This is a genomic window from Cryobacterium sp. 10S3, from assembly GCF_034344045.1.
GTDB classification, from domain to species: domain Bacteria; phylum Actinomycetota; class Actinomycetes; order Actinomycetales; family Microbacteriaceae; genus Cryobacterium; species Cryobacterium glucosi.
In genome coordinates this window covers 1,075,156-1,091,027 of record NZ_CP133773.1, presented here as the reverse complement: position 1 = coordinate 1,091,027, position 15,872 = coordinate 1,075,156, and the positions used below count along the sequence as shown (strand labels likewise).

General features: G+C 65.2%; 18 protein-coding genes and 1 riboswitch. Of the genes, 7 read left to right on the top strand and 11 right to left on the bottom strand.

Annotation, left to right across the window (positions count from 1 at the left end):
* Window positions 1–41: 41 nt before the first annotated feature.
* Together RHM57_RS05010 and RHM57_RS05005 are read right to left on the bottom strand one after the other, a co-directional pair.
* Window positions 42–1,022: an SRPBCC family protein gene (locus RHM57_RS05010; protein ID WP_134558535.1), complete on the bottom strand. Its 981-nt coding sequence runs from the start codon at window positions 1,020–1,022 to the stop codon at window positions 42–44.
* Window positions 1,023–1,036: 14 nt separating this feature from the next.
* On the bottom strand, window positions 1,037–1,390 hold the full coding sequence (locus RHM57_RS05005; protein WP_134450211.1) for an ArsR/SmtB family transcription factor: 354 nt from the start codon (window positions 1,388–1,390) through the stop codon (window positions 1,037–1,039).
* A 333-nt stretch (window positions 1,391–1,723) separates the two neighbouring features.
* On the opposite strand from RHM57_RS05005, the gene RHM57_RS05000 reads away from it, so the two are divergent.
* Window positions 1,724–2,092: a hypothetical protein gene (locus tag RHM57_RS05000; RefSeq protein WP_322136090.1), complete on the top strand. Its 369-nt coding sequence runs from the start codon at window positions 1,724–1,726 to the stop codon at window positions 2,090–2,092.
* Window positions 2,061–2,600, top strand: coding sequence for a hypothetical protein (locus tag RHM57_RS04995; protein ID WP_322140746.1), 540 nt, complete (start codon window positions 2,061–2,063; stop codon window positions 2,598–2,600). The genes RHM57_RS05000 and RHM57_RS04995 overlap by 32 nt, the downstream gene beginning before the upstream one ends.
* Here RHM57_RS04995 and RHM57_RS19545 read toward each other — a convergent pair.
* Entirely contained in the window at window positions 2,573–2,740 is a 168-nt protein-coding gene (locus RHM57_RS19545) for a macro domain-containing protein (protein ID WP_323505066.1), read from the bottom strand. The two genes, RHM57_RS04995 and RHM57_RS19545, sit on opposite strands and share 28 nt — an antisense overlap.
* A gap of 33 nt (window positions 2,741–2,773) precedes the next feature.
* Window positions 2,774–2,932, bottom strand: coding sequence for a hypothetical protein (locus RHM57_RS04990; RefSeq protein ID WP_166787437.1), 159 nt, complete (start codon window positions 2,930–2,932; stop codon window positions 2,774–2,776).
* 255 nt (window positions 2,933–3,187) lie between these two features.
* Here RHM57_RS04990 and RHM57_RS04985 point away from each other — a divergent pair, with 255 nt between their 5' ends.
* Window positions 3,188–3,673: a cupin domain-containing protein gene (locus RHM57_RS04985; protein ID WP_134450208.1), complete on the top strand. Its 486-nt coding sequence runs from the start codon at window positions 3,188–3,190 to the stop codon at window positions 3,671–3,673.
* 27 nt (window positions 3,674–3,700) lie between these two features.
* On the opposite strand, the gene RHM57_RS04980 is transcribed toward RHM57_RS04985, so the two are convergent.
* The 3 genes from RHM57_RS04980 to RHM57_RS04970 form a co-directional block, all read right to left on the bottom strand.
* Window positions 3,701–4,654 carry a patatin-like phospholipase family protein gene (locus RHM57_RS04980; RefSeq protein WP_322136092.1) on the bottom strand — a complete coding sequence of 318 codons (954 nt, stop codon included), beginning with the start codon at window positions 4,652–4,654 and terminating at the stop codon, window positions 3,701–3,703.
* Between the two features lie 247 nt (window positions 4,655–4,901).
* The gene (locus RHM57_RS04975) at window positions 4,902–5,558 is read right to left on the bottom strand and encodes a response regulator (RefSeq protein ID WP_134450207.1); all 657 of its coding nucleotides are present in this window, start codon (window positions 5,556–5,558) and stop codon (window positions 4,902–4,904) included.
* Window positions 5,555–7,228: a sensor histidine kinase gene (locus RHM57_RS04970; RefSeq protein ID WP_322140745.1), complete on the bottom strand. Its 1,674-nt coding sequence runs from the start codon at window positions 7,226–7,228 to the stop codon at window positions 5,555–5,557. The genes RHM57_RS04975 and RHM57_RS04970 overlap by 4 nt, the downstream gene beginning before the upstream one ends.
* Window positions 7,229–7,450: 222 nt before the next feature.
* Between RHM57_RS04970 and RHM57_RS04965 the strand changes: the two genes are divergently transcribed.
* Entirely contained in the window at window positions 7,451–8,932 is a 1,482-nt protein-coding gene (locus RHM57_RS04965; RefSeq protein WP_416172974.1) for a CitMHS family transporter, read from the top strand.
* A gap of 95 nt (window positions 8,933–9,027) precedes the next feature.
* Here RHM57_RS04965 and RHM57_RS04960 read toward each other — a convergent pair whose 3' ends face one another.
* Window positions 9,028–9,513, bottom strand: a complete 486-nt coding sequence (locus tag RHM57_RS04960) for a MarR family winged helix-turn-helix transcriptional regulator (RefSeq protein ID WP_198413690.1) — start codon at window positions 9,511–9,513, stop codon at window positions 9,028–9,030.
* 118 nt (window positions 9,514–9,631) lie between these two features.
* On the opposite strand from RHM57_RS04960, the gene RHM57_RS04955 reads away from it, so the two are divergent.
* Window positions 9,632–11,638, top strand: a complete 2,007-nt coding sequence (locus tag RHM57_RS04955) for an FAD-dependent oxidoreductase (protein ID WP_322140744.1) — start codon at window positions 9,632–9,634, stop codon at window positions 11,636–11,638.
* 111 nt (window positions 11,639–11,749) lie between these two features.
* On the opposite strand, the gene RHM57_RS04950 is transcribed toward RHM57_RS04955, so the two are convergent.
* Together RHM57_RS04950 and RHM57_RS04945 are read right to left on the bottom strand one after the other, a co-directional pair.
* Window positions 11,750–12,640 (bottom strand): aldo/keto reductase, encoded by an 891-nt coding sequence (locus tag RHM57_RS04950; protein WP_134450204.1) that lies wholly within the window; start codon window positions 12,638–12,640, stop codon window positions 11,750–11,752.
* A 126-nt stretch (window positions 12,641–12,766) separates the two neighbouring features.
* The gene (locus RHM57_RS04945) at window positions 12,767–13,384 is read right to left on the bottom strand and encodes an NADPH-dependent F420 reductase (protein WP_134450203.1); all 618 of its coding nucleotides are present in this window, start codon (window positions 13,382–13,384) and stop codon (window positions 12,767–12,769) included.
* A 123-nt stretch (window positions 13,385–13,507) separates the two neighbouring features.
* Between RHM57_RS04945 and RHM57_RS04940 the strand changes: the two genes are divergently transcribed.
* Window positions 13,508–14,083, top strand: coding sequence for a TetR/AcrR family transcriptional regulator (locus RHM57_RS04940; protein ID WP_322140743.1), 576 nt, complete (start codon window positions 13,508–13,510; stop codon window positions 14,081–14,083).
* A 157-nt stretch (window positions 14,084–14,240) separates the two neighbouring features.
* Window positions 14,241–14,303: riboswitch (guanidine-III (ykkC-III) riboswitch) on the top strand.
* A gap of 12 nt (window positions 14,304–14,315) precedes the next feature.
* Window positions 14,316–14,642, top strand: a complete 327-nt coding sequence (locus tag RHM57_RS04935) for a multidrug efflux SMR transporter (RefSeq protein ID WP_322137331.1) — start codon at window positions 14,316–14,318, stop codon at window positions 14,640–14,642.
* Window positions 14,643–14,902: 260 nt separating this feature from the next.
* Here RHM57_RS04935 and RHM57_RS04930 read toward each other — a convergent pair whose 3' ends face one another.
* On the bottom strand, window positions 14,903–15,757 hold the full coding sequence (locus RHM57_RS04930) for a hypothetical protein (protein ID WP_322140742.1): 855 nt from the start codon (window positions 15,755–15,757) through the stop codon (window positions 14,903–14,905).
* Between the last annotated feature and the right edge of the window lie 115 nt (window positions 15,758–15,872).

The following is a 15,872-nucleotide window of genomic DNA, read 5'->3' as shown; positions in this document are numbered from 1 at the left end:
ACCGCGTGCACGGGCGACGCACGAGGCTGATACGGCTGGAGCTACGCCAGCGTCGGCTGCAACAGCCCCTCGAGGCGCTGGTAGCTGGTCTCCATTCCGCCGGTCATGCCCGTAGCAAGCACCGCGTCACGCTGCTCCGCATTGGCGTAGGTGATGACGAGTGAGAGCAGGGTTCCGCCCTCGACTTCCGTGAGGGTCAGCTCGTTGAGCGTTGCCGGGAAGTCCATCCCGATCATCGCCTCGGTCGTGACCGCGCGGTGCGGTTCGACCGACTCGAGGAGCTCACCGGTGAAGCCGAATCGCTCCTCTCCGCCGTCCCGCTGCCACTCGTAGCGGTAGCTGTCACCGACGGCTGCTGCGATCTCACAGACGGGCATCGACCAACCGTCCGGTCCCAGGAGCCACCGCTTCATGAGCGCGGCATCGTTGTGGGCCCGCCACACCTGGTCGACGGTGCCGCGGATCACCCGTGCCACCCGCACCTGGGTGTCGCTGAGGATCTGCGCCTCCGCCAGGTGGTCGGCGGCGTATGACGCCAGGTCGGCCAGCACCTGGTCGATCTGGGCCATCGCCTGGCGGGTGCCTTCCAGCATTCCCATCTCGATGAGCTGCTGCATCTGGTCGAGGGAGCCGAAGTACGACGTCGTCTTCAGGCGACTGCCGCCGGGCGTCTCCTCAAAAGCGAAGTCCATTCGGGTGGTGGGGAGGTCGGCGTTGGGCACACCCGCCGCATCCGAGAAGCTGTCAAGCACTTCAAACGCGTGGGGAGCATCGGTCGAGGTCCAGTCCCAGCAGCCGTAGTGCGTATCGCCCTCCGGCCCGGTCATCGCATACACGCTGCGTCCCCCGGTCAGAGCGTCGTGCCGGTAGAACGTGGCCGGATAGGTCGGCGGGCCCCAGAACCGTTCGATCTGGCGTGGATCCGTGTACGCATCCCAGAGCCGGCGGAGGGGCACAGGGAAGTCGGCGACGATCGTGATCGTGAGCTGGTCGAGGTCTTTCTCGACGGAGGTGACGGGCATGATGATCCTTTCGGTTAGGTGTCAGGTGTAGCCGGAGAGTCTTCCGCGAGCAGGCTGTCGAGGCGGTCGATGCGCGAACGCCAGAGCTCCTCGAAGTGGTCGAGCAGGCGCTGGGCCTGACGGATGCGATCAAGGTTTCCCCGTACCATCCGCTCACGGCCCCGCGCTGCCTTCGTCACGAGATGGGCCTCCTCCAGCACGGCAATGTGTTTCTGGACGGCCGCGAAGGACATCTCGTAGGAGTCCGCCAACTGCGACACCGAGATGTCGGTGACCAGCGTGCGGCGCACGATATCCCGCCTCGTCGCGTCTGCGAGGGCGCGGAAGAGGCGGTTCACATCCTGTTCGGAAAGTTCTGATACAACCATTTGATTGTACGATACCCAGCCACAACGAATCGCGCAAGCGGTCACCGCGCTCGCCTTGACCGGTTTCGGAACGGCTCACTATGGTGTTGACGCGGAGTACCTGATCGATGACGCCCTGGAACGGCTCGTCGCAGGATGGACTGTTGAACTCGAGCCGCACCGCTTCGCGGCGCCGAGCAGGTGTTCGGCGCGCTTCCCGCGACGGCTACGTCAGCCGCGCGATCGCGAACGCGAAAGGAGCACGCAGAGTGGACGGTGCGTACATCGGGCTCACCTCCTCAGATCGTGTCACGTTCAGGACGATTCCAACGCCGGCCCCGCTATATTCGTGTCATGAAGCGCATCACGTACGCAGGCGGGTCCATTGTCACCGGTGATGCCGTTACAGCGGCCCTACTGGATTTCGCGACGCACCTGGATCCCGGCGCGGGGAGCCTGACCGTGGACATACCCGTTCGTGAGACGAACGGGGCTACGACTACGCACACGTTCCTGTTCGGTCCGGCAAGCCAATTCGAGGTGGCCGATGCCGAGAACTTGCCGGCCGGCGACGAAGGCGAGCTTTTTCCCGTTCCGGTCTTTCCGACCAGCAGACCGGTCGCCGTGACCGAGCCGTCCCCCGCCGCCGAAACGGGGGCGGAAGACTTCAATCGGGCAATCCTGGACATCGATGGCGGACTGGGGCAGGGCGCCACGACCTGAATCAGGAGAAGACCGGGGTTTCTCAATATGCACCGCGACCGCTTCGGCCTATGATCAGAATAATCGTCCCCAAAGCGCTGTTGCCCTCACCTCGGCCCTGTCGTCGATGTATTCCCATTCTCCCGATCACACGAGGTTTCCCGTGGGTAAATTCATTTACGGAACCCCGGCCATGTCGGTCGAGATTGACGATCGCACCCTGGCTCACCTGAAGGTCGTGATCATCGCGAAGCTGCGCCGCGGCGAGAGCTTCACGTTCTCCTGGGAGAAGTCGCCGGAATCGGGAAGCGGTCGCAGTTCAATCTGGCTCAACCCGGCCGTACCGCTCCAATTCGAATTCGCCGGCAGTCAGGAACCGCACCTGAACCGGGCCTGGTTGGAGCAATTGGTCGGCCTTTCCAACACGCCGGCCGGCCTGCGCATAGTCGCAGAACCGGCTGCGGCCGCTGCTCCTGGTGACGCCGAGTCGAGGCAGTTACATCAGCGACACCCGCACCCTCGCCCGTGACCCGTCCCCTGGCTGAGTAAGACGGTCCAAGCGCTGGGCTGCGTGCTCACCGCGGGGAAGGCTACCCGGCGGGCACCGACTTCGTCGGCCACCCGGAGCGACTCGACGCAACATGACGCGAGCTGCTCCGGGTGGTCGATCGCCCGACTAGCGGGCCGGGTCGGTCACCCGGATCAGCGGTTGCTTCCCCTGACGGCGCGAAGGACCCACCCGATGATCGCGATAATCAGGAGGACAGCACCAACCCAGAGCAGGAACTGGAGGGCTTGAACGAAACCACCCACCACAAGCAAGACAACCGCGATGATGGCGACGATGACAAAGAGATTCATTTTTTGCTCCCTTGACTTGCGAGAAAAACGGAGCTGCCAGGGTCTGGGGCAACCAGCGAAGTGTGTGTGAGTGATGCGGCACACGATGCCATGATCCAGCCTACGCGCGGGCATCGACGGCGGAGGAGCGGCGTCCCACCGTTCGTCCAACCTCCACAGCTCCGCGCACATACCCGTGACGACTCTGAACGGTAGCCAACCACAGTCGATTCAACGAGACTGGGGGTAAGCCCCCGAGAAAAAGGAACCCCCACCATGACTCGCAGCGACATCGGCCCCCACCCGGACTCTTTCGACCTGGAAACCGCCACCACCGAGAACACGAACTATCGAACAGTGGCCTGGAGCGGCAAGTATTTGCAGGTCACCCTGATGTGCATCCCTGCCGGAGAATCCATCGGACTTGAAATGCACCCCGACACCGACCAGTTCCTGCGCCTCGATGCGGGCGCCGGGAGGGCACAGATGGGGCCGGAGAAAGACAACCTCGTTTTCGAGCAGGACGTTTCTGACGGGTGGTGCATCCTCGTCCCCGCGGGCACCTGGCACAACGTCACCAATATCGGTGACGGACCCATGAACCTCTACGTCATCTACGCACCGGTCCACCACGCCGCCGGGAATATCCACAAGACGGCCGCCGAAGCCGCGGCCGACGAAAAGGCTGGAACGGACACACCGCCCGCCTGGACACAGCAACCCGCCTCGTCCCGACCCGACGAGGAAGCAAGCTCCTCGTAGCTCTCCTGAGCCCTGAGGCGGCTTCCTTCAGCGCCAGAACTCGGTAAGCCCCTCCGCACGGACCCGGCCTTGGTCGAATCCGGCCTGGGCGGCGGACGGGCGCAACGAGACGTCCATCGCCCTGGCGCCGAACAGGTATTCGGCGCTGCCCTCGGGGAAGATCGTTTCGACGCGGCTGCCGCCTGCGCGCAGCGCGTCGACCTGGGTTGCAAGATGCAGGCCCCACGCCACCGGCGTCAGTGCCCGGCCGCCGAACGGTGACAGCACCAGCACTCGCTCGGACCCGGCAGCCAGATCGGCATTCTCGGCGTTGGACCGGTAACCGCCGTCGATATATCGGCCGCCGCCGATACCGTAGGCGAAGCCACTGGCACAGCTGGCGGCCACGGCGTCCACCAGATCGACCCCGCTGTGCCGGTCGAACACCACCGGCGCACCGGTATCCGCATTGACCGCGGTGATCTGCACCCTTCGTTCGGGCCAGTCGTGGCTGGGCAGGCGCGAGGCGACGGTGGCGCGCCACCGGGCCTGCACCGCCGGGTCCGATGCCGCAGCCAGGTCGAGCGCAACGGCACCCATTCTGCGGCGCATGTCGGCCGCGTCCTCGGCGGCGGCGATGATGCGGCGCCGACGTTCCAGGTGATCGGTCACCGGACCACCCTGAGCGCGATGGCCGTCCGAACCGGCCGGGGCGGTGCGCTGCGCAGACACGGGCACGGGCACGGCGATCAGGGTGGGCGCCAGGAGGTCAGTGGGGTTCGCGCCCGTGAACTGAGCCGCAGCTGTCGCTCCGGCCGAGGTCCCGATGATGAGATCGGCGTCGGTCACGTCGAGACCGGCCTCGTACAGGCCGGCGATGACCCCGATCAGCCACGCGTTACCCGTCGATCCGCCGCCACCGAGGACCAGGGCCGTGCGGGAAGGGCGCGGGGAGACGTCGCGTGAGATCGGCTCCGCATTGTGCAAACGGTGTTGATTCATAGTCGTAGCTTTCTGAGAGTGCGCGAAGCGCTCCCCGCGACGGCTACGTCAGTCGCGCGATCGTGAACTCGAAAGGAGCGCCCAGAGTGGACAGTGTGTGCATCGGGCTCACCTCCTCAGATCGTGTCACGTTCAGGGGAACTCTACCGGTTCGGGGTCGGCGAGCCAACCGATGAGCCTCCTGGGAGATCATGCGGCGCCGGTCCTGTCGCATCGGGCCCGCCGCATGCGCCTGAGAACCCGACGCTCAGCGTCGAACGCTGTATCGGTGCTCGGGGCGACCGGTCGAACCGTAACGAAGGGTCACGTCGACATCACCGCGGGTTGCCAGGGCGGCAAGGTGCCGCTGCGCCGTCGCGCGCGACAGACCGGCACGGCCGGCAATCAGGCTTGCGGACGATTCCCCGTCCTGGAGCAGTTCGATGAGCAACTTCTCGGTCGTGGACCGCGACACCGACGCGACTCCACCATCCCGCCCGTGCAGCACCCGCTGGGCCCTGTCGATGGAATCCTGGTCGAGTTGGCGGTCCTCGGCGACCAGGGTGCGGAACCGGCGATATGCCCCCAGCCGTTCGCTCAACCGCGCGGGTTCGAACGGTTTGATGAGGTAGTCCAGCGCGCCGGCGCGGAGGGCACGGCGCACGGTGGCGCCATCCGACGCCGCACTGATCATGAACGCGTCCACGTCGATCTCCGCAATGAAGGCGATCCCGTCGCCGTCGGGAAGGTAGACGTCGCAGATGACGAGGTCGGGAGACAAATCCCGCACCGCCGCGCGCGCGGCCCGCACTCCCCGAACCGGCTCAAAAGCGGTGTAGCCGGTACACGCATCGACGATATCGCGATGAAGGCCGCCGACGTGGAAGTCGTCGTCGACGACGAGGACGGAAATCGGATCGGTCATTGTTCTTCTCCTTGTAGTGGGCGTGCCTGCTCCCCCATAACCCCGGGCAGCCGGGCGCAGAACACGGCACCGTGTCCTTCCCGGCCTCCGGCGTCGACCAGCCACACCTCTCCGCCGAGGCGCGCCGCGATCTCGCGCACGAGCGGAAGGCCGATGCCCCGCCCATGCACCGCGTCCGGGTCCAGATCCGTGCTCCGCACATCACTGAACACGCGTGCCCCGTTGGGCACGCCCTGCCCGGAGTCGGCCACGGTCATGACGAGCGTGTCGCCGTCGTCGAGCAGCTCCACCTCCACCCAACCCGGCTGCTGACCGCACACGGCCGCACTCACCGCGTTCTCAATGAGGTTGGCGAGCACGGTGGCCACATCCTCGGGCGCAGAGACGACCCCGCGCACCAGTGAGTCCAGACCCACCGACAGGCGGACTCCACGCTCACCGGCCTGAGCGGCCTTGGCTTCCACCAGCGACACCAGGAAGGGCTCGGTCAGGTGCTCGCCGGCGAACGGACCGCCGGGGGTGCGTGACGCCTGAAGCACGTCGTTGAGGTAGCCCCGAGCGTCGGACACGCGGCCCGCATCCATCAGACCGGCCGTCACGTGCAGGCGGTTTGCGAACTCGTGACGCTGCACCCGAAGTGCGTCGGTCATCGACGCCACGGTTTCCAGGCGGTCCGTGAGACTCACGATGTCGGTGCGGTCGCGGATCACCGCGATCAGGCCCAGGTCCCGATTCGCCCGCGACACCACGTGAGTGTCGATGTAGACGACATGGTTGGCGATTACGACCGGATCGGCGGCATCCGTTCCCCGCTTTCCCCGAGACGGTGGCTTCGGCTCACCGGCCAGAGCTGCGACCACCGGCCCCGGCAATTCGAGGTCGCGGATGCGCCGTCCGACCAGGTCCGAGATGCCGAGCAATCGCGCGGCCGTCGCGTTGGCGACGGTCACGACGCCGTCCGGTCCGGATGCGAGCACTCCGTCCCCGACGCCGTCGAGCACCGCCGCCTGATTCTGGACCAGCGCGGCCAGTTCCTCGGGCTGCAGGCCGAGGGTGAGTCGCTCGAGGCGGCGGCGAATGACGAACGACACGACAGCGCCCAGTGCGAGGGCAACGGCGGCAGCCAGCGCGACGCCCCCCAGCAGCAGGGGAAGCTCCTTGAAGACACTGCTCGGAGCGAATCCAACGCTCACCTCACCCACCGGCGCGCCGGTGGTGGGATCGCGGACAGGAACTTTTGCGCGAGCTGACTCGCCGAGGGTGCCCGATTCCCACGACACCGTCTCGCGTCCGGCCAGAGCCTCGGCGAACTCTGTGCTCACCACCGCTCCGAGCAGCTGAGGCTCGGGGTGTGCGAATCGGATTCCGTGATCGTCGGTGATCACGATGAACAGTGCACCGGTATTGGCTTCTGCCGCCGCGGCGAGGGTTGACAGCGGTCCGCCGCGGAGGCCCGCGTTCGTCGGCGTGCCGACGTCTGCAGAAGCGCGGGCGATACCCTCGCGCACATCGGAGTCGGCGGCGACCGTGCGGGCGATCGACAGCGCCGACGCCTCGGCCTCGGCCCGGAGCTGTTGCACGCCGATCCAGACGAACACGCCGGTGCAGATCACGACGACCGCGCTCACGCAGGCGAGTTGCAGCAGCAGCATCTGCGTCGAGAACCGCATCTCCGCCCCCTTGCGGCGCATTGTGCAGAATGCGCACAACCAACCATATGCGCAATACGTGCAGCAAAGGGAGATACCGGATGCTTCATCATCGGTCTGCCTAAGCTTCAGGCCATTCGTCATACGCCTCGGCAGTGACTGCCGATCGGGATTCGCCTGGCTCGGCTGCACCATTCAGACATAGACAAAGGAGTCGATGTGCTCGTCATCCTCGGATTCACCATGATCCTCACCTTCATGGTGCTCATCATGACCAGGCGGCTCACGCCGATGGTCGCCCTCATTCTCGTCCCCACGATCTTCGGCCTCTTCGCCGGTGCCGGCCTGGGCCTCGGCGACATGATCATCGAGTCGATCAGGGACCTGGCCCCGACGGCGGCGCTCCTCATGTTCGCGATCATGTTCTTCGGCATCATGATCGATGTCGGGCTGTTCGATCCCCTCATCCGGTTCATCACCCGCTTCCTCGGCAACGACCCGGCCAAGGTCGTCCTCGGCACGGCGATCCTGGCCGGTGCGGTGTCGCTCGACGGCGACGGGTCGACGACCTTCATCATCACGACCTCAGCGATGCTGCCGATCTACCTGCGTCTGGGCATGAGCCCGGTCGTACTCACCTGCGTTGCAGGCCTGATGAACGGCACGCTCAACATCGTTCCGTGGGGTGGCCCCACCGTGCGGGCGGCCTCGGCACTCGGCGTGTCGCCGACCGACATCTTCGTGCCGATGCTGCCGTCTCTTGCGACGGGAGTCATCATTGCACTGGCGTTCGCCTGGTTCCTCGGGCTCGGCGAACGCAAGCGCATCGGGTCGCTCGAGTACTCACAGGCTGCGCAGGCGAATGCCGCCCCGCTGGCGTCGCCCGGCTTCTGGCGCGGCTTCTTCGGCGGCAACCGCGTCGTGCGCGGCACGGAGGTCAGTCCGGGTGCAGCGGCAACCCTGTCGACGACCGGTATCGTGACGGTGCGGCCGGGCCAGCGTGTGCCGGTGGGTCACACGGCCCTGGCCGAACAGAAGGTGCTCGACGCCGAAGATCACGACACGATGATGGCCGACACGATGATGCGGGCGGATCGGCCGACGCTGCGGCCCAGACTCATTTGGGTGAACCTCGCGCTCACCGTCGCCGTCATGGTGCTGCTCGTGCTCGATGTCATGCCCTTGGCTTATATCTTCATGGTGGGCACCGGCGTGGCGCTCGTGATCAACTTTCCGAAGCTCCGCAGCCAGGCCGACGAGATCGTCGCGCACGCGCCCAGCATCGTCGGCGTCGTCTCGATGGTGCTCGCCGCGGGCGTCCTGGTCGGAGTGCTGAACGGTACCGGGATGGTCACGGCGATGGCCGACTGGGTTGTCCAGGTCGTGCCGGCATCGATGGGTGAGTACCTCGCGGTCATCACCGGAGTGCTCTCCATTCCGATGACCTTCTTCATGTCCAACGACGCGTTCTACTTCGGCATTCTTCCCGTGCTCGCCGAGAGCGCAGCAACCTACGGGATCTCCCCGGTCGAGATGGCCCGCGCCTCGATCATCGGTCAGCCCGTTCACCTGCAGAGCCCGCTGGTACCGGCCATTCTTCTGCTCGTCTCTCTTGCAGGCGTCAACCTCGGCGACCACCACAGGAAAGTGCTCTGGCGAGCCTGCGTGATCTCGCTTGTGATGCTGGTCGTCGGAGTGCTTGTCGGCGCCGTCCCGTTCGGCTGAACGCGGTTACAACCCGGACAGCCAGAGAGTCCCGGAGACCTGTGCGTTTCCGGGACTCGTGGTCGGGTCGACGGGATTCGAAACTGAGACCGGGCTCAAGTCCTCAGTGGGTCACCAGATGCATCGGAAGCCGACGGGGCCGGTCGGGCGGCGTGTTCAAACAAATCGCGCAATATGTTGAGTACGGGAATCGCGGACGCCAGAACGTCTTGTTCGGCGGGCGAGAGCATGTCGATGGCCGCGGCCACGGTCGCCGTGCTCGTCCGGTCGAACCGGTAGAGCATGTCCCTCGCGTGGGGCGTCGCGACGAGTATCGCTGAGCGGAGGTCCCCTGTCGAGGCGCGCTCAACCAATCCAGCCGCCGTCATGGCTTTCACGAGGTTGCTGACGGTCGGGCGAGCGATGCGGAGAGCGATCGCGGCGTCACGGGTATTGACCGGGCCGGAGGCGACGAGAACTCGCAGCAGCTCAATCTGCGCTTCGGGGATGTCCGGCAAGTCTTCGGCGGCCCGGGTCGCCCGGGACATCTCCCGACGCAAAGGCCCGAGCAATCGGGTGAGTTCGGTCGCGATCTCGCTCACGGACAGCCTCCGGCATCGATGTAGGTTTGCCACAAACATAGGTTTGTGGCAATCTCAGTTTAACGCGAATTTCAGGAAGCGACCGTTTCCGAAATCGCCCTGAGAGAAGGCCCTGACGATGCTTGAAGAAAAATACCGCGTTCTATTCGAACCCCTGAAAATTAAGAACCTGGAGATTAAGAACCGCTATGTGATGGAGCCGATGGGCCCCGGCGGATTCTGCGACGAACAGGGCGCCTACACGGAGCGTGCCGCGGACTATTACGTGGAGCGGGCCAAGGGTGGCGCCGGTCTCATCATTACGGGTACGACGATGGTGGAGAACGAGGTCGAGGTCTGCTCCCTGCCCTCCCTCCCCTGCGCCACGTTGAACCCGAACCACTTCATCCAGAACGCGAAGCAAATGACCGAGCGTGTGCACGCATACGGCGCCAAATTCTTCTGCCAGCTGACCGGAGGTTTCGGCCGCGTGTCGATTCCCTCCATTCTGGGCAAGACGGCCATTGCTCCATCACCCATCCCCCACCGCTGGATCGACGGAGTGGTCTGTCGCGAGATGACCGTTGACGAGATCCACTACATCGTCAGGAAGTTCGGTGAGGCCGCCCTGGTCTGCAAGAAAGCCGGGTTCGACGGTGTCGAGATCCATGCCCTCCACGAGGGCTACCTGCTCGACCAGTTCGCGATCTCCTTCTTCAATCACCGCACCGATCAGTACGGCGGATCGCTGGAGAATCGCCTCCGATTCGCGACGGAGATCGTTCAGGAGATCAAGAAGACCTGCGGCGCGGATTACCCGGTCTCCCTGCGCTTCGGCCTCAAGTCGATGATCAAGGACTGGCGCCAGGGCGGACTCCCCGGCGAGGAATTCGAGGAGAAAGGCCGCGACATCGAAGAAGGCATCGAGACGGCCAAGGCCATGGAGGCTGCCGGCTACGACTGCCTCAACGCGGATGTCGGCACCTACGATTCCTGGTACTGGACCCACCCGCCGATGTACCAGGCCAAGGGCCTCTACCTGCCATACAACGAAATCCTCAAGCGGCACGTCGACATCCCCGTGATCACAGCCGGACGAATGGAAGATCCCGACCTCGCCTCGGACGCCATCCGGAACAAGCAGACCGACTTCATCGGCATGGCCCGCCCGCTCCTCGCCGACCCCGACATCCCCAACAAGATCCGTGCGGGCAAGTACAACACGGTCCGCCCGTGCCTGTCCTGCCAGGAGGCCTGCATGGGCCGTCTGCAGCACTTCACGTCGATCTCCTGCGCCGTGAATCCGGCCGCCGGTCGCGAGAAGACCTACGCCCTCGAGCCCGCGGTCACCAAGAAGAAGATCATGGTGGTCGGCGGCGGGGTCGCCGGTTGCGAAGCAGCCCGCAACCTCCACCTGCGCGGCCACGTCGTCGACGTGTTCGAGAAGTCCGATCACCTCGGCGGCAACCTCATTCCCGGCGGAGCGCCTGACTTCAAGGAAGACGACCTCGCTCTGGCCCGGTGGTACACCAACGAACTGGTGACCATGGACATCCCCGTTCACTACAACACCACCGTGACCCAGGAACAGGTTGAGGCCGGCGACTACGACTGTGTCATCATCGCCACGGGCTCCAAGCCCAAGCGCATGACCCTCGAGGGCTCCGACAGGGTCTTCACGGCGGAAGACGTCCTGCTCCTGAAAGAAGACGTCGGCGAATCTGCCGTGATCATCGGTGGAGGCCTCGTTGGTTGCGAGCTGGCCTTGTGGCTGGAGGGCCTGGGCAAGAAGGTCACTCTGGTTGAATACCAGCCGGACATCCTGCAGCTCGGTGGCCCACTCTGCACCGCGAACTCCGACATGATCCGGGACCTCATCGCGTTCAAGAACGTCGACCTGGTCGTGAACAGCATGGTGACCGGCGCCCGCGATGGCGGCTTCGTCATCAAGGACCGCGAGACCAACGAGGAGACGGTCCTGACGGCGGATTCGGCAGTTGTGGCCGTCGGCTACGTCTCGGAGCGCTCACTGTACGAGGAGCTGCGCTTCTCCGGTCCCGAATTGCACCTGATCGGAGATGCCGGCGAGGTCTCCAGCATCATGTACGCCATCTGGAATGCCTATGAGGTCACGAAGAACATCTGATCGTCATCGGTGGAGGCCCCCATCCCGCGTGAGCGTGGGTGCGGGGCCTTCACCGTGATTTGTGCGGTGACGAGCGCGTCATCTGTGCCTGTTCGCTGATCGCCATCGTGTTCACGCCTCCGGAATCACGAAGCGGTTCTCGTCGATGCGGCGGGTGTCGGGTTCGGGGCCGCGGCGGATGCCGAGGTCGAGCCCGTCGATCGCCGCGAGTTCGGCATCCGTCAGTTCGAAATCGAAGACATCGAAATTCTCGACGATGCGGGACGGCGTGATCGACTTCGGGATGGCACTGCGCCCCTGCTGGACGTGCCAGCGGATCATGACCTGCGCCGCCGACTTGCCGTGCACGGCTCCGATCGCCTCGATCACCGGGTCATGCAGCGGGTTCTTCGCAGTGCCGTCGCCCCAGCCCGGGTAGAAGTTGATGCCGCCGATCGGAGACCAGGCCTGGGTCAGGATGCCGCGGGCAGCATCCGCCGCCTGGGTCTCCTTCTGCACGAAGTACGGGTGCAGTTCGATCTGGTTGACGGCAGGAACGATGGTGCGCGCCTCGAGGAGCGCATCGAGGTGTTCCGGCTTGAAATTGCTCACGCCGATCGCCCGCACCTTGCCCTCGGCGAGGAGGGTCTCAAGCGCGCGGTAGGCCTCGAGAGTCTTGTCGAAGCTCAGCGGGACCGGCTGGTGCAGGATCAAGAGGTCGAGGTAGTCGAGGCCGAGCTTGCCGGTCGCGACGTCGAAGGCGTGCAGGGTCTCCTCGTAGCCGTACTGGCTGATCCAGACCTTGGTCTCGACGAAGACCTCGGCGCGATCGACACCCGAGTTGCGCAGTCCTTCGCCGACCTGCCGCTCGTTCATGTAGGCGGCAGCCGTGTCGATGTGGCGATACCCGGTACGCAGCGCGGTCTCGACGGCGGCCGCGGTGTCCTCCGCGGAACTCTGGAAGACCCCGAGACCTACCGCGGGGATATCGACGCCATTGTTGAGGGTGAACGAAGTAGTCATGCTTCGAGGCTACGTGCGGTCCCGTCAACGAGGGAGGGTGGCTCAGTACCTCCCTGTGCCACCCCGGCCCGCTGCCCGGCGAGGCCTGCTCACCACCGTTGCCGGGCACGCGGTTGGAGAGAATCGTCAGAGGACCTTCGCGCCCATGGCGATGTCGAAGCCTGCGCCATGGGCGGCCAGGCCCACCAGGAGGATGCCGGCCCATTCAAGGGCGTGGGCCATCTCAAGCGCTCCTGCGTCGAGGGGCCGCATGCCCAGGCTCTCCACAAACGCGGCGACCTCTGCCTTCGCCCCGGCGCTGTCGCCGGCGAAGAACACATCGACGGCCTTGTCCTCAGCAATGACGCCGCCGAAGATCGTGTTGAATGCCTTCACGACATGTGCGCCCTCGGGGGCGGCCGCTGCCATCTGCTGCGACACAGAGTTACCCGGGGTCGTCACGACTCCACTGGCGTCAGCGTTGAACGGGTTGGTGATGTCGACGAGGATCTTGCCGGCCAGCGCATCGCCGTAGTGCGCGACCACGTCAACGGCGCCGGCGTAGAGGACGGCCACGATGACGATGTCCCCCGTCGGCCGTGCGCCGAACGCGCCGACGGTGGCACCGTTGCCGATCTGTTCGGCGAGAGCCTGCGCCTTGGCGGCGTTGCGGCTCATGAACTCGATGGTGTGGCCGTGCTTCGCCGCCCGTGTGCCGATGGCGGTCGCCATGTTGCCCGAGCCGATGATGCTGATGGTGGTCATGAGGTGTCTTCCAATCGCCGCGTCGATGTATGTACACCGATCTGAGTACCTAACCTAACGGGCTGATGCGCGGCGAGTCAAGCTATGCACACCGATCGGTACCAACGGGCTACGCTAGGGACTATGACGGAGTTGGAGAAGGGACCGCGCGGCCTGCGGAGCGGCAGGGGCGCTCGAGAGCGCCTTCTCAGCGCGTCCCAGCAACTGTTTCCCGATCAAGGCATCAACTGCACCGGCGTTGACCAACTCTGTGCGGTGGCCGGGGTCTCCAAGCGGACGCTGTACCAGCACTTCGACGGCAAGGACGAGCTCATCGCCGAGTATCTGCGCCGTTTCGATCCCGACATCCTGCCCGAAGTCTTCGACCGCTCCGACCTGACGCCGCGCGAGCGACTCCTCGCCATCTTCGACATCCACTCCCCCCTGTGCCCGTTCATCGGAGCTGCCGTCGAAATCGAGGACCCGGGCCATCCAGCACGCGTCTTCGCCCGCACCTATAAAGAGGGCTTCGCCGCCCGGCTCGCTGATACCGCCCGCGAGGGCGGCGCCACCAACCCCGAACAGCTCGGCGAGCAACTGGCACTGCTCCTGGACGGTGCCTCGGCTCGCAGCCGAGTCCTCAACACCGACACGTTTGCCACCGCGGCCGCCATCGCCGTCGTCCTCATCGACGACGCCCTCCCCAAGGCGTCGGCCTAAGCATCGATCCTCGTCGACGCACGACAGTCCGAGCTTTGGTGTGACCGGCGGCAACGCTCCGCAGGACACGGGAATGGAGACTCGCGTGTCCTGGCAGTGAAACCGCCGGCCGGGCGCGGTGATCAGGCATTGCTCAGGGCCCTCAAGCAGAATGGCCGCAGAGCCCCTGACGGTTCCCGGACGATGGCCAAGTACCCGGTACGCGACAAGACTTGCCAGTGGAGTCATCATGTTGCCATGGGTCGTTCTGTCCCTCTCCGGAGTTCTCGAGGCCGTCTGGGCAACCGCCCTGGGCAAGTCGGCGGGATTCACAAAGCTCGTCCCGACCCTCGTGTTCGGTGCGGGGATCATCGCAAGCATGGCAGGACTCGCTTTCGCACTGAGAGAGATCCCGATCGGGACCGGCTATGCCGTCTGGGTCGGGATCGGTGCGACACTGACCGTCGTCTACGCGATGGTCACCGGCACCGAATCGCTCAGCATCCTCAAGATCGTGCTCCTCCTGGGACTGATCGGCTGCGTGATCGGACTGAAGCTCGTGAGCGACGCCGGTCACTAACATTCAAAACAGATACCCCGGCCGTTCGCTTTCACCGGCGAATGTCCGTGCCCGACGGCTGGAACCACCGCCTCGAAGCGCATTGGGCTCACCGCTTCGTGCCACGGGTCGAGCGCGGCATCGTTGACGATCGATCAGGTGTAGCCGCGGGTGCCGAATTGGAGTTTGTCGCCGGGATGGATGGTGGACATCCCGACCTTGCCGCCGACGAGGGTCTCGACCTGCTCGGGGTAGACGCCGAAGCGAGTGGCGATGGGTGTTCAGTCCCTGAGGTGTTCGGGCATTTGTGGGCATTGTTTGTAGATGCCTCGATCGGGGGGCCCCTGGTCGATGTGTGCATAGGGCTGCCAGGTCACGGTTGCGGGGCCTTGGCCGGTGTAGTTGGCCATGAAGGATTCCAGGGTCGGTGGCGGATCAACCCGGATGTGGGCGGTTTCCAGGCACGGCATGAGGACCGTTGTTTGGTACTGGTAGAGGTAGGTGACCTGCGACTCGTTCAGCGGAACGGAGTTCTTCGGGTCGCTGGGAAACCGGGTATTGCAGACGTAGTCCGCGATCGCATGACGCTCCTCATCGCCGAGCGCCACGTAGGTTTCGATGCCGCCCTCAGGGCTCGCGACCGCAGGGACTCCTGCGGCGGTCAAGCAGGCGGCGATCACCGACGGGATTTCCTCCAGACTCAGGAACCTCTCCCGCGTCGCCGTCGGCACGGCCACGTCCGGATAGCTGGCGACGAATCCGTCGCGCAAGGCAGTTTGCGCCTGATCGGCCAGCTCCTGCCGGGCGGCCTCGGTCATCACGGGCGGGATGGGCGCCGGGATGGGCGTGGCCGACGGTGGAGCGACCGGCGCGGCGGCGCATCCGCTCAGCACGAGGAGCACGAGCGCAATGCCGAGGACCTTCCAGGACACCCGTGCCGCGCGCGGAGCCGGGACCTTCAGTGTTGGGCGCACCCGATGGATGCTGCCGTCAGGGAGAGACGCGGAAGGTGCCGAGAACGGTGGTGCCGTCGCTTCCGAAGAGCGGACACGGTCGAACAGCAACCCGGACGCGCGGCGATCCGCACTATTCGACCCGCGCGAAAAAACCAGATCGGACTCCCCCGCAGTCTTCATGACCACCCCCATGACTATTGAACGCCATCCGCGGGCATTCACGGCAAATTGCCCCTGATCGGGTCAGAAAATTTCAACGCGCCTTGTGCCGATCACGTGTCAGCATGGTCGCGTT

Coding starts and splice junctions, on each gene's coding strand:
- RHM57_RS05010 (WP_134558535.1), bottom strand. CDS start 1,022: ATGCCCGTCACCTCCGTCGAGAAAGACCTCGACCAGCTCACGATCACG.
- RHM57_RS05005 (WP_134450211.1), bottom strand. CDS start 1,390: ATGGTTGTATCAGAACTTTCCGAACAGGATGTGAACCGCCTCTTCCGC.
- RHM57_RS05000 (WP_322136090.1), top strand. CDS start 1,724: ATGAAGCGCATCACGTACGCAGGCGGGTCCATTGTCACCGGTGATGCC.
- RHM57_RS04995 (WP_322140746.1), top strand. CDS start 2,061: ATGGCGGACTGGGGCAGGGCGCCACGACCTGAATCAGGAGAAGACCGG.
- RHM57_RS04990 (WP_166787437.1), bottom strand. CDS start 2,932: ATGAATCTCTTTGTCATCGTCGCCATCATCGCGGTTGTCTTGCTTGTG.
- RHM57_RS04985 (WP_134450208.1), top strand. CDS start 3,188: ATGACTCGCAGCGACATCGGCCCCCACCCGGACTCTTTCGACCTGGAA.
- RHM57_RS04980 (WP_322136092.1), bottom strand. CDS start 4,654: ATGAATCAACACCGTTTGCACAATGCGGAGCCGATCTCACGCGACGTC.
- RHM57_RS04975 (WP_134450207.1), bottom strand. CDS start 5,558: ATGACCGATCCGATTTCCGTCCTCGTCGTCGACGACGACTTCCACGTC.
- RHM57_RS04970 (WP_322140745.1), bottom strand. CDS start 7,228: ATGCGGTTCTCGACGCAGATGCTGCTGCTGCAACTCGCCTGCGTGAGC.
- RHM57_RS04965 (WP_416172974.1), top strand. CDS start 7,451: ATGATCCTCACCTTCATGGTGCTCATCATGACCAGGCGGCTCACGCCG.
- RHM57_RS04955 (WP_322140744.1), top strand. CDS start 9,632: ATGCTTGAAGAAAAATACCGCGTTCTATTCGAACCCCTGAAAATTAAG.
- RHM57_RS04950 (WP_134450204.1), bottom strand. CDS start 12,640: ATGACTACTTCGTTCACCCTCAACAATGGCGTCGATATCCCCGCGGTA.
- RHM57_RS04945 (WP_134450203.1), bottom strand. CDS start 13,384: ATGACCACCATCAGCATCATCGGCTCGGGCAACATGGCGACCGCCATC.
- RHM57_RS04940 (WP_322140743.1), top strand. CDS start 13,508: ATGACGGAGTTGGAGAAGGGACCGCGCGGCCTGCGGAGCGGCAGGGGC.
- RHM57_RS04930 (WP_322140742.1), bottom strand. CDS start 15,757: ATGAAGACTGCGGGGGAGTCCGATCTGGTTTTTTCGCGCGGGTCGAAT.